13 protein-coding genes are annotated in these 14827 nt (G+C 63.0%); 7 read left to right on the top strand and 6 right to left on the bottom strand.

All coding sequences use genetic code 11. The annotated features are described in order from the left end of the window. Positions 1 to 13: 13 nt before the first annotated feature. On the bottom strand, positions 14 to 292 hold the full coding sequence (locus tag AC6H4Z_RS22835) for a hypothetical protein (protein WP_497544277.1): 279 nt from the start codon (positions 290 to 292) through the stop codon (positions 14 to 16). A 212-nt stretch (positions 293 to 504) separates the two neighbouring features. On the opposite strand from AC6H4Z_RS22835, the gene AC6H4Z_RS22840 reads away from it, so the two are divergent. Beyond that, positions 505 to 699 carry a hypothetical protein gene (locus AC6H4Z_RS22840; RefSeq protein WP_497544278.1) on the top strand — a complete coding sequence of 65 codons (195 nt, stop codon included), beginning with the start codon at positions 505 to 507 and terminating at the stop codon, positions 697 to 699. Positions 700 to 755: 56 nt separating this feature from the next. Here the strand turns inward: AC6H4Z_RS22840 and AC6H4Z_RS22845 are convergent, their stop codons facing one another. After that, a complete protein-coding gene (locus AC6H4Z_RS22845) occupies positions 756 to 1940 on the bottom strand; it encodes a helix-turn-helix domain-containing protein (RefSeq protein ID WP_497544279.1) in 1185 nt (394 codons plus the stop codon). A 51-nt stretch (positions 1941 to 1991) separates the two neighbouring features. Further along, positions 1992 to 2792, bottom strand: a complete 801-nt coding sequence (locus AC6H4Z_RS22850; protein WP_497544280.1) for a hypothetical protein — start codon at positions 2790 to 2792, stop codon at positions 1992 to 1994. A 161-nt stretch (positions 2793 to 2953) separates the two neighbouring features. Between AC6H4Z_RS22850 and AC6H4Z_RS22855 the strand changes: the two genes are divergently transcribed. Beyond that, the gene (locus AC6H4Z_RS22855; RefSeq protein WP_497544281.1) at positions 2954 to 4669 is read left to right on the top strand and encodes a serine hydrolase domain-containing protein; all 1716 of its coding nucleotides are present in this window, start codon (positions 2954 to 2956) and stop codon (positions 4667 to 4669) included. A gap of 90 nt (positions 4670 to 4759) precedes the next feature. Then, on the top strand, positions 4760 to 5173 hold the full coding sequence (locus AC6H4Z_RS22860) for a hypothetical protein (RefSeq protein WP_497544282.1): 414 nt from the start codon (positions 4760 to 4762) through the stop codon (positions 5171 to 5173). 73 nt (positions 5174 to 5246) lie between these two features. Here the strand turns inward: AC6H4Z_RS22860 and AC6H4Z_RS22865 are convergent, their stop codons facing one another. Both AC6H4Z_RS22865 and AC6H4Z_RS22870 read right to left on the bottom strand, forming a co-directional pair. Next, positions 5247 to 5750 carry a GNAT family N-acetyltransferase gene (locus AC6H4Z_RS22865; RefSeq protein WP_497544283.1) on the bottom strand — a complete coding sequence of 168 codons (504 nt, stop codon included), beginning with the start codon at positions 5748 to 5750 and terminating at the stop codon, positions 5247 to 5249. A 58-nt stretch (positions 5751 to 5808) separates the two neighbouring features. Further along, entirely contained in the window at positions 5809 to 6846 is a 1038-nt protein-coding gene (locus AC6H4Z_RS22870; RefSeq protein ID WP_497544284.1) for an alpha/beta fold hydrolase, read from the bottom strand. A gap of 101 nt (positions 6847 to 6947) precedes the next feature. On the opposite strand from AC6H4Z_RS22870, the gene AC6H4Z_RS22875 reads away from it, so the two are divergent. Further along, positions 6948 to 8069 carry a hypothetical protein gene (locus tag AC6H4Z_RS22875; protein WP_497544285.1) on the top strand — a complete coding sequence of 374 codons (1122 nt, stop codon included), beginning with the start codon at positions 6948 to 6950 and terminating at the stop codon, positions 8067 to 8069. Positions 8070 to 8084: 15 nt separating this feature from the next. Here the strand turns inward: AC6H4Z_RS22875 and AC6H4Z_RS22880 are convergent, their stop codons facing one another. Further along, on the bottom strand, positions 8085 to 9947 hold the full coding sequence (locus AC6H4Z_RS22880) for a hypothetical protein (RefSeq protein WP_497544286.1): 1863 nt from the start codon (positions 9945 to 9947) through the stop codon (positions 8085 to 8087). A gap of 263 nt (positions 9948 to 10210) precedes the next feature. Here AC6H4Z_RS22880 and AC6H4Z_RS22885 point away from each other — a divergent pair, with 263 nt between their 5' ends. From AC6H4Z_RS22885 to AC6H4Z_RS22895, 3 genes are read left to right on the top strand one after another with little or no spacing between them, the layout of a single operon-like run. Next, the gene (locus AC6H4Z_RS22885; protein WP_497544287.1) at positions 10211 to 11128 is read left to right on the top strand and encodes a CsgG/HfaB family protein; all 918 of its coding nucleotides are present in this window, start codon (positions 10211 to 10213) and stop codon (positions 11126 to 11128) included. Then, entirely contained in the window at positions 11125 to 12342 is a 1218-nt protein-coding gene (locus AC6H4Z_RS22890; RefSeq protein ID WP_497544288.1) for a hypothetical protein, read from the top strand. The genes AC6H4Z_RS22885 and AC6H4Z_RS22890 overlap by 4 nt, the downstream gene beginning before the upstream one ends. Then, on the top strand, positions 12339 to 14804 hold the full coding sequence (locus AC6H4Z_RS22895) for a hypothetical protein (RefSeq protein WP_497544289.1): 2466 nt from the start codon (positions 12339 to 12341) through the stop codon (positions 14802 to 14804). The genes AC6H4Z_RS22890 and AC6H4Z_RS22895 overlap by 4 nt, the downstream gene beginning before the upstream one ends. Positions 14805 to 14827: the final 23 nt, after the last annotated feature.

The raw sequence follows: 14827 nt of genomic DNA on the forward strand, positions 1-14827 counted from the left end.
TACGTCTAGGCGACTAGGAACTCTCAGCGGCCGATCCGCCGCGCAGCGCGCGAATCACCCCATAAATCAGCCCCAGCACGAACCCACCCGGCCCCGTGATGAAAATTCCCAGCATTGGGCCCTGATTGGCGCCGGGCATGAAGATCATCGGTCCGATGAAACCCGCGATGAAGCCGATGCCGCCGAGTATCAGAGCGGGCCGGAGCGCCTCTCGTACGACGGCCTTCGTGCGCGTACTCATGCCGTAGCGAACGAACAGAGCGACGATGACTATGAGAATGAGTACGAACATCGCAATGGTCTCCCGAGGGTTCCGGCGGACAGATCAGTTTCGTCGATTTTGGCGCCCCCTTTCATAAGTATCGGCCGACAGGAGCGCCACCGATTCCTGTGGATCGAGGCAGCCGATTCGGCTCGCTCCCCTAATGGGTGAACGGTAACTTGCAGGAATGGGATCGCTGCTCGTTCGCGAACCACACATCACGCCACTTCGAGGATACGCCCTTGCAGCGCAAGAAGGCCGTCGAGCTTAGAAAGACGTGGGGGGACCGCCCCTGCGACCACCCTGCATTCTCGCGCGAGTACGACGCTGGCGAGCGCACGGGCAACTACATCTGCACGCAGTGTGGTGCATCCCTCACGTTCCGTGAGAAAGGAGCCATTACCGCGTCGCGCAAGACGGAGTCCGAGCGCGAATAGCGTAGTCGTATTCCACGGGTAAAGGCGACAACAGCCTTTTTTGGGTGCCACTGTCGCTACGATCGACTGACTTTCGAGAAATCTGACGGCGTCTGGTTCGTGTGCTTCTTGAACGCTTGATTGAACGTCGACTTGGAGGCAAAGCCGGCATCCAATGCGAGCGCCAGCATTTTCCTCGTCCGCGCCTCGCCGGCTTGAATGCGACGCTGGACGTCGCGCACGCGATAGAGGTTCACAAAATCGTAGAACGTCTGCCCGACTTCGGCGTTGAGCACTTCCGACAATTTGTGCGGCGTTGTCCCAAGTCGCGATGCTAGGTCGGCGAGCGTCAGTTCGCACTCGGCCCACGGACGATCGCGATCCATCAGGGCGAGCAGCGCATCCTTGAGCTTCGCCGCTTCGTTGTCGCCGAGCCCCGATCGCTCGTACCGCGGCGCGCTTGGTTCGACCGCGACCGCAACCGTCTCGCGAACGACCATCGTAATCGGAGCGACCGGCACAGGATATTCCGCGGTTTCATAGCGGAAGATCTCTGGCTGGCGGAGACCGGCGTAGCCGACCGCGTATACCAACAGAGCGATCGCGAGCGTCACCTGCTCGTCGCGCACCAGCGCCGCGTCAACCGTAACGCGGATTGTCGTCGCCAAGGCCCAGATGCCGGCGGCCGCCGTTGCGAGCCACAACAACCATCGGAGATTGACGCGCGTCGTGTTCGAATAGCTGTCCTCGATGCGACGACGATGCTTTCGAAGATAGACGACCGTCGCGATGGAGTACGCTACGCCCGAGACATACTTGAATGGATCGATGATCACGAGCCGCGCCGGTATGTCGCCGACGAGGAAGCGCTCGTACATCGCAATCTTCGCGGTGCCGCTCATGAAATAGTAGGGCGCGGCGATCGCCACGTTGATGACGATGGGAACGAAGTGCAGGAGCTGGCGTCGCTCGAAGCGCCACGAGCGATCGCTCGCGGCGACCGCGTACAGATACACTAGCGGCCCGAAGATCCACGGCAGGAGGTACGACACGCCGAAGAAGTGCGGGTAGACGCGAATGACTCCCGCCGCGTAGTACACACTCGACGCGAGATAAATCGTGAAGGCGGCAAGCAGCGCCGCGAGCAACCGGTTGGCGGTTTTGTTGTTTCGCTGCGCGACGATGACGCCGGAGAGGAGCAGCCCCTGCAAAGCGCCGACAGCCGCGGCGAGCTGAATCCAATCGAGCGTGAGACTCGCCATGGCCGAAGAACATATCGGCCACGGCGGGACGAGTAAATCGGACGAACGCGGCTAGGTGCCGAAGCCCACTTTGAGCGAAAGACCATTCACCCGCGCGGCATTGTACTCGGCGCCCACACGCAGCTTGAACAACCGAAGTTCCGCGCCGACCGCTGCCTGCGCACCGAACACGTTCTCGTCCGCGAGGTTCACAGCGTCGGTCTTCTCATGGGCGCGAGCCAGATACCAAGACACGCTTCCGTAGGGCGACAGCGAGGCCCAGTGCGACAGCGGGATTGACCGACTCACGACGAAATCGGTGCCGTACACGGAGAAGTCCATGTCGGCCGGCCCATACATCTTCACGAAACTCACGCGGGCCGACGCGTTCCACGCGCTAGTTCCGTCGCCGATGAGCGTACGCTGCACCTGCCCGCCGTAGAAGCCGTAGTTCGCCTCCGGGTTTTTCGTGGCGTACAGGGCGACGTCGGTCTTCGCATCTACTCCTACCCGAAACGTGAGACCGGGGACCTTGAGCCCGTTTCCTTCGGTCAGCCAGTGTGTGGAGTCGGGATGGACGAAGGTGTCGTTCCAGGCGGAAGCAGAGGCGTCGATGTTCGACTGCCACTGAAGCGCCGAGAGCTCGAACTTGCCTTTGCCGAGCGGGCGCGCGTCGTCGAGCGGGCGGAACAGCACGACCAAGCCGGCTTCGCGCGCGAACCGGTGCCAAGCGGACTGCGTGAGTGACGGATCGATCTGGAACGAACACTCGGCCCAGCGCGGATTCACGTGGAGCTTCTGCGCGTCGGCAGGCGTCTGGCTCAGTGCCAGGGCCATCAGAATCGCGATGGTGGTCAGACGTTTGTGTCGCATGGGAAGGACTCCATTCGGATCGTTGATACATCGGGAACGGTCCGAAACTGCGGAATGGTGCGTCTAGAGTCGTCCGAACCGATCGGATTGCACCGATCGGGGCTCGCCAGCCGGACAGACCGCTGGCATGTTTGCTCCCCACCGCCCTCCCGAGCCCGATCATGCGCCACTTTGCGCTCGTCTCCGCCATCGTTGTCGGCACCCTCGCCGCCGGATCGAGCGCCGTTCGCGCTCAGAACATCGTTGGCCTGCGCGACGCGCGGGCGCTGCGGGCCGACAGCGTCTTCCAACGTTTCGACCGCACCGACTCACCGGGCTGCGCGCTCGGCGTCTATCAGGACGGCAAGATTTTGTATGCGCGCGGTTACGGAATGTCGAGTCTCGAGCTGAGCGTTGCGCTCTCGTCGCGGTCGGTGCTCGACGTCGGCTCGATCTCGAAGCAGTTCACGGCGATGTCGATCCTTCTATTACAGAAGGACGGGAAGCTCTCGCTGGACGATCCGATCCGGAAATACATCCCCGAGCTGCCGCCGTACGCGGACAAGATCCCGCTGCGTCGCGCGCTCAGTCAGACGAGCGGGATGCGAGACCTCTATGTGATGTGGGAACAAACGGGCCGCGCCTTTCGGGGCGACACGATCGACGCGCTGCGCATCATCACGCGGTCGGCCGAGCCCAACTTCACTCCGGGTGACCGCTACCTCTACTCGAACTCGGCCTGGATCCTCGCGGCGCAGATCGTCTATCGCCTGACGGGAAAGACTCTGGCCGAGTTTGCGCAGGAGCGCATTTTCGGCCCGTTGGGGATGCACGACACGCGCTATCTCGTGGATGCGACGATGATCATCCCGAACCTCGCGACAGGATATGCGCCGCGCCAAAACGGATTTCGTGTCGCGCGCTCACCGTACGATGGCTCGATCATGGGCGCGGGTGCGGTGCACACGACCGTCGAGGACTTCGGCCGCTGGCTCGCCAACTACGATTCTATGAAGGTCGGCGATCGCAACATCATCGAGACGATGACGACCGCGACGAAGCTCAATGATGGAACGCCGGCGAAGTCGGGTCCGACGCTCGCGTACGCGGTCGGGTTGACCGTCGGGACGTTGCGCGGTCTTCGCGTCGTCGCGCACGGTGGAAGCTGGGCGGGCTATCGCGGACACTTTTTACGGTTCCCTGATCAGCATTTCGCCGTTGCGACGTTCTGCAATCTGACGACGTCGGGTCCGGATTCGCTGGCGCGCAAAGTGGCGGGGATCTATCTCGCCGATCGCATGCAGCCGGACAGCGCTGCGATGTGGGTTGCGGAGCTCGATCGTGCTCGCCGGGCAGACGTGACCGCGGCGAATCTGCGCGGACTCGTTGGCGTGTGGCGGAACGTGGAGCGCGGAGAGGTCCGTCGCACTCGGCTCGTCGGCGATTCGCTGATGCTGTTGAGCAGCGGGACACGCGAGCGGATGACGGCGCTCGAGGGCGGGCGGTTCCGTGTCGGGTCGGGGACGGAAGTTCGGTTCGAGGGCGATGTGCCGCAGCCGTCTGCTCTCGTCGTGCGGACTACATCGGAAACAATCCCCTATGCGCGGGTGGACTCGGTCGCGCTAACGGCGGCGCAGTTGGCGGAGTATGCGGGGGAGTATCGGAACGACGAAGTCGAGACGGTGCAGACGTGGAAGGTGGAGAACGGGCAGCTCGCGATTTATGCGAACAACCGGCGGCTGGGCGTGCTCGAGGCGAGTTATAAGGATGGATTCACGCGTGGGGACAACGTGGTCGATGTGCAGCGGGATGCGAGTGGGAAGATCACGGGATACGTGATCGAGGCGGGGCGAGTGCGACACCTGCGCTTCGTCAGGGTTCCTAGCGACATCCCATGATTTGATTATTCTTATCGCTCGCGGATGCATTGGAAGTTTCTAAATCCTCCAAAACCCATATATTTGCGCCACCCCCCACCGAGACGTGACATGCGCCGACTCCTGATTCTTCTCATGCTGACCGCGGCGGCCTGCGGCGGCTCTGATACGACTCCCACGACGCCTGCCGTAGTCACTGTCTCGGGGGCGTGGCAACTCAAGAACGTCAACGGGACCTTGCTCCCATTCACTGGAACGCAGGCGGACACCACGTTCGACCTGCTGAGCGATCAATTCACGCTGAACGCGGACGGTACGTGGATCGAAGTCGCGTCCTATCGCTTCACCCAAGGCGCAACCGTGACCACCACGACGGAAACGGCGACGGGCACATACACGTCGACGGCGAACGGCGCCATTCAGTTCACGCAGATCACCCCGTACAGCTCCACGTTCACCGGGGCGGTCGTGAACAATGTCCTCAGGCTATACATCGGCCCGTCGACCTGGGCCTACGGTCGATAGCGGTCTTCCACCAGCTCGGCCGTCATACGGGACATCGCGACGAGGTGAACGCCGATGCCGAGCGCGAGACGCCTCAGAGTCCTCGCTCGATCCATCGGCGATCGGCTAGAACGACCGACGTCGCGATCTGCCGCTCGGGAATCGACCAGTATGTTCGAAGGAGTCGCTCCTTCTCGACCATTGGCACGACGGTAAATCCGTTTCGCTCGTAGAAGGCGATGGCCCAAGTCGCGTCCGCCCATGTGCCGATCAATATCGGCTTGGCAGTGAAACTCTCGATGTGCCGGAGAAGGCTGGTGCCCACACCCTTCTGTTGCGTGCCTGTCGCAACGTAGGCGTGCCGCACCAACGCGACGTCTCCCCTATCCTGCACGCCCATGACACCGATCACGCGTTCGTTCTCCTCGGCGACCCAAAATCTCACGCCGTCGGCCAACTCGCGAACCAGTTCGTCCTCCGGCATGTACGGCTCGTGCCACCGGTCGCTTGGGATTACTCCCTGATACGCGCGAGCCGCGTCGTTTATGACCGCGACGATTTGCGAAAAATCGGACTCCGCACTGGCTCGGATTTGCATCTGCTCCTCATTTCGGTCTGCACGCGAGCGGCTAGTGTGTTGACACTACCGCGATGTGCTAAGGTCGCAACCGAATTGGGACGGACCGCGTAATCCGCGGGCGAGCAGTATCCACGGCGGGAGAGCGCAGAGTATCGAGCATCTCGCGGATCGACTCAATCACGAGATCGGGCTGGCCGCGCTGGATGTAGTGTGTGCTTCGCTCGGCAAGGATCCACCGACCACGCGTCGAGCGTGCGACAATCTCCTTGTGCATCGCGACCCACTCACGGTGGAGGCCATCGGCGACTTCCGGTGTGACGCCGGGAACCGACATCTTGCCGGCCGTGAGCGCCGTGAGGGGAAGCGCACCAAAAGGCTTAGCATCTCTCTTTACTTCGGCAAAGAACTCCGGCAGTGAATTCGAGATCTCCGCCGTATTGTGCATTGCGGCGTCGCTCGTGTTGCGCGCGACGGCGATGGCCGACATCGTGTCCGTGATTTGCGCCTGCGCAATGACGCGATCGATGCCGAGAAAATGAAGTGTGGGTATGGCCTTCAGGAATACCTGAGTCCACGACGGTATTCCCTTCATCCGATCGAGTTGATCCTCGTGCGATCCGTCAACGAGAACCAGACCCGCGACCTCTCCCGGATAGTGCACTGCGTAGTGCCGGATGATCGGCCCGCCGAGTGAATGTCCTACGAGAAGGTACGGACCGGGTTCGCCGGACTTGGCGAGCAGGGTGTGTAGGTCATTGACCATCGCGGTTGGCATAGGTCGGACGCGCGGCGGATCACTCCATCCGGTGCCCGCCCGATCGTAGGCGCACGTGCGGCTGAGCGCTGAGACTTGCGGCAGCACGGAATACCACGAGGAGAGTCCGAAGTCTCCCAATCCTGCCTCGAGCACCACGGTTGGTGTCCCGCTACCGACGCAATAGATGTGCATCGATCGGCCTGGCTCGACCTCGACGAGCTTACCCGGCGCGTGCCACCGCGCGTCGTCGCGCCGATGGAGGACACGCGCATACGTCGCGGTTCCAATCAGTGCGAGTAGGAGGCAAATCGCGCCCCACTTGAGGACCTTCAACGTCAGACGAATGAGCGTTCTCATGGAATAAACCTCTAGGGAATCCGTCATGTTGCTGATCGGATCGGCCGATGCTTACCAGTGAACCGAGCCGACTCGTTGCGTTACTCGCACTCCCCCGCACGATGCTCCGATCTTCCTGCCTCACCCTTCTCGTCGTGGTCACCGCCTGTGGCCACGACGGCAGCAACGTTGCCGGCGTCATAGACGGAATCACTCCGCCCGCCGCAGTTGTCTCCGTGCCCTGGGTAGACGGCGCATGGGTTCAACCCGTTCCAAGTTGGGGCTCGCCAGTCCGCCTCGTCCTTCCGGTACCACTCGACAGCATCGTGCTCGGTCCGGCGGGCGGACTCGGATTCTTCGGCGCACATGAGGGCGGGCACGTCGAAGGGTTGGACCACGTCTGGATTCCGACGAAACCGGGTACGGTGATTGGCAGTTGGGCGGACGGTACCGTGCTCAAAGTTCAACTCATCGATGGCGCGTATTACATCGACATCGACTATGGCCGCGGACTCGTTGGAAAGCATCAGCTCGTGGAGAAGCCGCTCGTCGTCGCCGGACAACACGTGAAGCAGGGAGACCCCGTCGGCACCGGCCACTTGGCGGAGTTCAATCTCGTCGACTACAACCGGTCTGATGGCGTGCGGACCGAAGAAACTGGCGGCTCGAACGTTTCACCGTTCGACTATCTCGCGCCTGACGTCCAGGCCGCGCTGATCGCGCGCGTGACGAACGAGGTCGTCACCCCGTACTTCGCTCACGGATCCGCAGTTGGGAACAGCCGGCCGTGGGAGCCGCTCCTCACGAACAAGCTGCTCTTCCATCATGATCATCCCGGCACGTTCTTGGGCGCGTGGCTTCGCACCAACAAGCCGTGGGCGACGCCCGATCCGTTGTACTTCGACGTGATAGCGATCAACGACGTGACGAACGCGTACGGGCGCTTCCAGCACATCGACCTCGAGGACTACAACACGTCGGCCGCGGGCTCGAAGGGGTTGATGGATGGTACGTGGGTGCCGGGTGATAGCGCAGGAAAGTTCAGCGTGAAGTTGAGCTACAATGGAGCCACGTATTACGCCCGCTATGCCGTAGACGAGAGCGGCCCGCGCGCAAAGCTCAGATTGGAATGGCGTGTGGGCAGCTATCCTGACTCGATTTCATCGAATGCTGCTGTCTACATCGAGCGCAAGAACGTCTACCTCGGGCTCGATGCGCAGCAACTCGGGCTGCTCCCGCGATAAATCGCGCCGCGACGTTTACCTACAGCCGGGCATCTTGAACGCCCCGATTTTGGTCGAGTAACTCGTCGCGCCCTTCTTGAAGTAGTCGCCGACATACCACACAGTGCAATCGTCGTCGGGGTCGAGCGTGGCGGTCGTATAGTCTTGCCAACGCAACGTGTTCGTCTGCGCGCCTTCGCCTTCTGCCAGAATGGTTTCGGCAAACGTGAGCTGCCCGAGCGGATCGTTCGGTTGACGCCCGGTGAAGCGTTGGCCGGCAAAATGGTTCGGGCCGCCGAACGAGTACCCCATGCCGATGTTGCCGAACTTGTCGATCGTTCCGCTCGCCATCCACCGATACTCGCCATCGCCGAGGTACGTTCCCTGTTGATGGAGTGAGACGTTACGAGTTTTCTCATTCACTCGAAATTCGTACCAGCGTACGCCGCCACCGCCGGCCGCCGTCGCAATCGAGTGCGTCGCGAGAATCGACTCGTGGTCGCCGAGTCGGCGGTAGACGAGACGCTGCATGATCTTGTCGCCCTGCGAATCGAGACCACGCTCCGTGCCGGGTTGCGGCACGCAGTTCGTGAGCTGACCGCCGCACAGATATGAATAGGGCGCGACGTTGATCGACGTCGGTCCATCGATCTTCGTCTTCGATGGATCCTTCCAGTCGACATGGAACTGCCAGACGTTCACGACGCTGTCCGTCAGCAGGGTGTCGAGCTGTCTGCCCCCGCCCGCGATCATGATGTTCGGCGCGCCCTTGGGTGGCAGCGTCTTCCCATCAATGTCCGCGTTGTTGAAGAAGTTCACATTCTCGACGATGATGCACTGCTCGGTCGCCGGTTTGCCCGCGAGCATCGCCTGCCGATCGGCGACGCACGCGTGCTTCTGTGTGGCGACGGTCGGCGAAATGCGGTTGTCGCTCGTGCTGGTCGGGATGTAGTAGCCATCTGGCCAGATCGCGGGCCGCGGATAGTCCGGGAAATACGGACGCAGAAACTCATATCGATAGTACGAGCCGAGCGGATCGGAGGATGTGCTCACCGCGTAGCACATCGAGTACGGTCCCTGAGGGCCTGGAGGTGCACCGGCACCGCGCCCGCGATTGCCTCGGCCTGCCGTATCTCCGGGTGTCGGCGGCGGAGGAGGCGGCGGCACGAACATTCGCTCGGCTTTGCCTGGCTGTCCCGCTACACCAATCACGCTCGGGCGCGCGCCGTCTGCCGGGCCAAATGGCTCCGGTTGATCCGGACGCACCGGCCCGCGAGAGAAAAGCGGAAGCACGATGAGCCAACGATCTGCGAGTTGATCGTAGCGCACGACGACGTCACCGCTGTTTCGCGCTTCGCAGTTCCCGGTGAAATTCTTGAAGACGTTGTTGGCTGCGACCGGTCCGAAAAGCACCTTGCCCGTCGTGTCGTATTGCTTGCCCTTTTTCGTGAAGACCGCGATGCCGCGTCCGTTCACGATCTGCATGATGTGATTCGGGCCGACGGCGAGCGCATTGTCAGATGGATTGCCGCCGCGACCGGTTCCATTCGGTCCTTCGAAGCCAACACCGAGACCATCGAAGCTGGCGACGAGCTTCGCGGCTGGCTTCGTGCCCGCCACGTTCTGCTCGACGTCGGCACTGGCTTTCGAAACCTTCATGCGAACTGGCGCAGTCGATCGGTCTTTTTCTTCGGCCTCTTCCGCGTCCGGGTCGTCCTCGTTCGGCGGCGAGAGCGTGGCGAGTGGTTTGGACGTGTCGGCGGCGACCGCGGGCTTCGTCGTCGCGGCACCGAACGTCGGCCCGTGCGAGCGATCTGCCGAATAGGTTCGCCAGGTGTAGACGCCAGCGATCGAGATGACAGCGGCCAACGCTGCGGCGGAGGTCTTTACGTATCTCATGGCGGTATTTGCGATTGTGCCGGTCCGTCGTCACCTGCGGTTTAATGTACGCGTCCGTACCAATTCTTGAATCCCGCCTCGGTGCTCGGCGTTGAGGTAGCGCGGTGTACAGCTCACCCACGCCAAAGCCCATCGAGCCGAATCACCCATGGCGGCGAACTCCGGCTTCAGATACAAATCCGGCGCTGCATGCTTGAAGCGCAGCGCGGTGTTCGATAGGATGGAGCCGTCACGCCGCGCCAGGAACCCTCCCCTACCATTCCATGCGCACCCTCAGGATCGTTTCAACGTGGTGGCTCGTCGCGGCAATCGGGTGTGCCTCGAACCCGGCCACCCGGCGCGCCACCTTGATCGCGGATGCCGATCGCGCCGCCAAAGAAGCCGTCGCGTTCGAGAGTCAGCTCGACGTGGCGAAGATACCGGCCCGCAGTCTGGCGGTGCTGCCGTTCACTGTCAGCAAGCGCGACACGCTCCTCACACCTCTCGGATTCGGCCTCGCCGAATTCCTCTCGGCCGATCTCGCCGTCTCGAACCGGCTCTTGGTCGTTGAGCGGCTTCGGTTGGACGCGATCCTCAGAGAGTTGAAACTCGTAGACCAGGGCGTGACAGATCCGCGCGGCGCGCCGCGTGTCGGGCGGCTCATCGGCGCTCGGCGCTTGCTGATCGGGAACATCGTGGCGGGCCCCGGAGACAACGTGCAATTGCACGCCCGCATCATCGACGTCACCGCTGGAACCGTCGAGGACGCGGTCACGGCCCGGGTCCCACTGTCACGAATCATCGACGCAGAAAAGTCTCTCGCGTTCGTGCTGTTCGAGCGACTGGGCGTGACACTCACGCCTGCCCAGCGCGTCGCCATCGCGCAGCGTCAAACGACTCAGCTCGCAGCGTTGGTGGCGTTCGGGCGCGGCACTGAAGCCGACACCCGAGGCGATGTCGCCGGCGCAATCGCCGCCTACGCCGAGGCCGCACGGCTCGACGCGTCGTTTGCCGCGGCGCGCGCTCACGTGGCAAGTCCCTCGATCACCGTCGCTCGTACGTCCGGCGTGCAACGAGTTGTTTCGATGACCACCCAAGCACTGAATCAGCCGGCGGCTGCGCAGGCGAGCGAAGCGACGGACGCCGCGCTCTCGGCGAGCCTCAGCGTACCGGTCGTCGTCACCATTCGCGTAAGTCCATGAAACGACTCGCGATTCTCGCCCTCGCGGCGTCGAGCACGGCCTCCGCACAGGTGAACCTGCTTCCGTCTACGGCGTGGGGCTTTGCGCCAATCGCGTCCGGCTGGCATTTCACGACGCCGCTCGCGACATCCACAGGGGCCGTCGCGGACGCAGCGCAGGTTGCCGTGCCGCTTCAGGTTCGCGTCACCACTGGTGCCTGGAGCTTCGATCTCACGGGCGCGTACGCCACGGGCGCCGTTCATATGACCAGCGCCTCCGCCTCGGGTGGCAACGGCGGATTCGGCGGCGCAGGCGGCGACAATTCCAGCGACAAGGTCGTGCTGCTCAATGGTCCGACGGACCTCAAGCTCCGCATGAGTGGACCGCTCGTGGAAGACCGGTTGCTCGTCGTCGCTGGCGTCAACCTTCCGACCGGAACGACCCGGCTCAACGCCGACCAGCTCAATGTGCTGCAGACGGTCAGCGCGCCCGGGCTCGCGATGCCGGTGCCCGCGTACGGCATGGGAACGGGCGGCACGCTCGGCCTCATCCAAGTCGTGGAGACGGCCGGCTGGACGCTCGCGCTTGGCGGATCGATTGAAAAGCGTACGGAATACACGCCGATCGCCCTGGCCGTATCGAGTGGTGGTGGCGGCGACACCCGCCTCACACCAGGCATGGCGACGCATCTCACGCTCGGCGCGGATCGGGTCGTGGGCTCATCGAGATTGAGTGTTTTGTTATTAACGGATATGTATGGCACCGATCAGGTCGCGTTCGGCGGCGGCGCCGCCGCATCCGAACCGACGCACTACCGCCTGGGACCTCAGGTCGGAGCGTTCACGAGACTCGATTTCGCGGGAGACCACTGGAGTGAAGGCGCGCTCTCGCTCTCGGTGCGCCATCGATCCGCGTTCGCCGACGCTAGCGGCGCTAGCGTCAGCGGGTCGGACGGCAATTACATCGACGGCTCGATCGGTGGTGTGCTCGGCGGCGGCGATCGCACGGGATTGGTGGTCGGCGTCGACGGGCGGTGGCACTCCGGACTTCCGTTTACGAACGCGCTAGTCGGTGCCGCCGCAACGGCTGGCGGTGCTACGCTTGGCGTCGAGACGCGCCACTTCCGTCTGGCGATGCACGGCCAGTACGGCACGTTCGACACGGGCGTGTCGCATTCAACGGGATACGGTGGATCGCTGTCCCTGTCGTTCTTTGCCGGCCGAGGCCAACAATGAGCTCGAGCATCGGTCGCCGCCCCACGGTGGGCATTCTTCTCGGAGCAGTCCTCGCGCTAACCGTCGCGTGCGCCGAGAAGACGGCCGCGCCGACTGCACCCGCCTCGCCGCGGTTCACGCTGCAGGTATCGACGCTCGGCCGCGCGTCTCTAGTTGCGCAAAAGCTCGTGATCGCCGCGGTGTACTTCAGCAGCGTGCCCGACACGAGTGGAGATTCAGTGCGGGTTCTGGACATTCAGTCGGTGCTTTCATCCGGCGGCCCGCAGTCGCTCACGCTCAAGGTCGATCTCACCGGTTGTCTCGCCGACCAGACGCGTCGCGGATCGCAGAGTTCCTGCAGCATGTACGTCGGTGCGTTTCTCGAACCCGCAACGTTCGCGGTCGATAGCGGCAAGATCGTCGGAAGCGCATTCGACTTTCAGTTTCTCGGACCTTTCGACGTGAGTCCAGGTCATGCGCCGGCAGTCCCGACGATCGATCTCTCGACGTCCCGCTTCGCGGTTAACGAATGGCAGGCCGATGAGGCGCTGCGCGTCGGCGGCCAGCAGGCTCCGTACGGACTCACTGGCGTCATTTCGGGAGTTTCTGGCGCAACCCCGGGAAGTTCACCCACGCTGTTCGGCCTCGAGTTCGGCTCTGTCAGCACGAGCTCGAACCAGAATGCGTCGAATTTTCAGCCCGTCGGACAGCTCGATATCTATCAAAACGGAGCGTGGCGCCGCGTCGACGGACCAGTGGGTGCGTCATCCTTTCTGTCCGTTGCCGGCTTCGCCGCGAACGACGTGTACGTCGGCGGCACGAACGGCTTGTATCACTTCGACGGCACCGCGTTTAGTTCAGTGGCCTCGGTTCCCACCGGTGTGGCCGTGAGCTCAGTCGCGACGGCGACCGGGTCGGCCGCGTCGACGAAGCTCGTCATCGCTGGGACGCAAACAGGAATCGTTTTCGTCGGATCCGGAACGAACTTCACGCGCTACACCACACCGCTCAGCGTAGGCGGCGCGACGCCCGCCGCGATCGACGGTGTGTGCATCAACAGTGCGACCGAAGCGTTCGCCTCAGCGCGGAATGGTGGAGCGCTGTTGCGCTTCGACGGAACCAACTGGACCTCCGTGCCGGCGACACTCACAGCCGGCAAGGTCGATCTTCAGTGTCTTGGTCCGGGCCAGGCGTACGTCACGAATCAAGGATCTGGAAATCTGCTGAAATGGAACGGCAGCGGTTGGACATCGCTTCCGGTTCCACAGGGCATCAACGGACGCCCGCTCAATTTCGGCGTGGTGTCGGCGAACGAGATCTATGCGGTCGGCGACAGCGGCAACACGAATCGCGCGTACTATCGATACGATGGCAGCGCGTGGCGCGAAGTCGCTCGCACGTCGTTCAACGGATTCTATCTGCAGCACCCGTGGGCCGATCCCAACGGCGGTGCCGTCTACGTGGGCTCGTCGCCGAGCGGCGCGATGCGCATCGACAAGGTGACGAGCAACGGCACGACTGTCGTGAGCTACTCGCCAGGGCTGCGCAGCGTGAGCATGCCCGGAACGACGACGGCGTTCGTCGTCGGCGGGAATTACTTCCTCGCGCGATTGAACGGATCGCGCTGGACAGTCGACGCGCCCCCAGCCGGCACGCAGACGAATCTGATACTGCAGGGCGTCTGGTCCGATGGCGCGAGCAACGCGTGGGCCGTCGGACAATCCTCGGCGATCGCGCATTGGGACGGCACGCGATGGAACATCGTTAGCGATGCGCGAAGGCCGGTGGTATCACCCGCGGACAACTACAACGCTGTCTGGAGTGCAGGCGGCAATGTGTGGATCGCCGGTGACGCGTCGATCATTCGGTGCACGTCGTCGTCGTTGCCGTCCTCGGGCACAACGATCTCGTGCGCTACTGATGTCCTCGCGAGTCAGGGCCCCTTCTACGCAATCTGGGGGACGTCTACGAAGAACGCGTTCGCCGTTGGCGCGAATGGCCGCATCGTCCATTTCGATGGAAACTCGTGGAGCGCGATGGCCAGTCCGACGACAGGGCGACTCGGCGCCGTCGGTGGAACGGGGCCGAGTGATGTGTGGGCGGTCGGCGACACCGTTGCGCTTCACTACGACGGAACGAAGTGGAGCACGGTGACGCGCAGCCTCCTCGACAACCAGCTCGTCGGATATCAGCAGAACACCACGTTTCAGACCGGACTCTGGGCCATCGATCCGACGGAGGTCTATCTCGGCACGATCGGCAAGATTCGTCGTGGCTCTTCACTCTCCTGGGAAGACATGGCAGGTCCGTTCTACAACAGCGCCTTCGTCGGTCGAGTGGTCGGTGTCGCCGGCGTCGCACGCGGCTGTGCTCTGGCCATTACGGATGCACAGACGGCTCCCGGTGGTGCGATGCTTCTGCGCGGCGTCGGTCAGGCGGGCTGTCTCAATTCGCCGACAACGACACCGACAGTGTGGCCCTGAGACGTGACTGAGGTTCTGGAGCG

The organism is Leucogemmata humicola (genome assembly GCF_055379415.1).

Bases quoted from the DNA above. Each gene is read 5' to 3' on its own strand.
- AC6H4Z_RS22835 (WP_497544277.1), bottom strand. From the start codon at position 292: ATGTTCGTACTCATTCTCATAGTCATCGTCGCTCTGTTCGTTCGCTAC.
- AC6H4Z_RS22845 (WP_497544279.1), bottom strand. From the start codon at position 1,940: ATGGCGAGTCTCACGCTCGATTGGATTCAGCTCGCCGCGGCTGTCGGC.
- AC6H4Z_RS22850 (WP_497544280.1), bottom strand. From the start codon at position 2,792: ATGCGACACAAACGTCTGACCACCATCGCGATTCTGATGGCCCTGGCA.
- AC6H4Z_RS22855 (WP_497544281.1), top strand. From the start codon at position 2,954: ATGCGCCACTTTGCGCTCGTCTCCGCCATCGTTGTCGGCACCCTCGCC.
- AC6H4Z_RS22860 (WP_497544282.1), top strand. From the start codon at position 4,760: ATGCGCCGACTCCTGATTCTTCTCATGCTGACCGCGGCGGCCTGCGGC.
- AC6H4Z_RS22865 (WP_497544283.1), bottom strand. From the start codon at position 5,750: ATGCAAATCCGAGCCAGTGCGGAGTCCGATTTTTCGCAAATCGTCGCG.
- AC6H4Z_RS22870 (WP_497544284.1), bottom strand. From the start codon at position 6,846: ATGAGAACGCTCATTCGTCTGACGTTGAAGGTCCTCAAGTGGGGCGCG.
- AC6H4Z_RS22875 (WP_497544285.1), top strand. From the start codon at position 6,948: ATGCTCCGATCTTCCTGCCTCACCCTTCTCGTCGTGGTCACCGCCTGT.
- AC6H4Z_RS22880 (WP_497544286.1), bottom strand. From the start codon at position 9,947: ATGAGATACGTAAAGACCTCCGCCGCAGCGTTGGCCGCTGTCATCTCG.
- AC6H4Z_RS22885 (WP_497544287.1), top strand. From the start codon at position 10,211: ATGCGCACCCTCAGGATCGTTTCAACGTGGTGGCTCGTCGCGGCAATC.
- AC6H4Z_RS22890 (WP_497544288.1), top strand. From the start codon at position 11,125: ATGAAACGACTCGCGATTCTCGCCCTCGCGGCGTCGAGCACGGCCTCC.
- AC6H4Z_RS22895 (WP_497544289.1), top strand. From the start codon at position 12,339: ATGAGCTCGAGCATCGGTCGCCGCCCCACGGTGGGCATTCTTCTCGGA.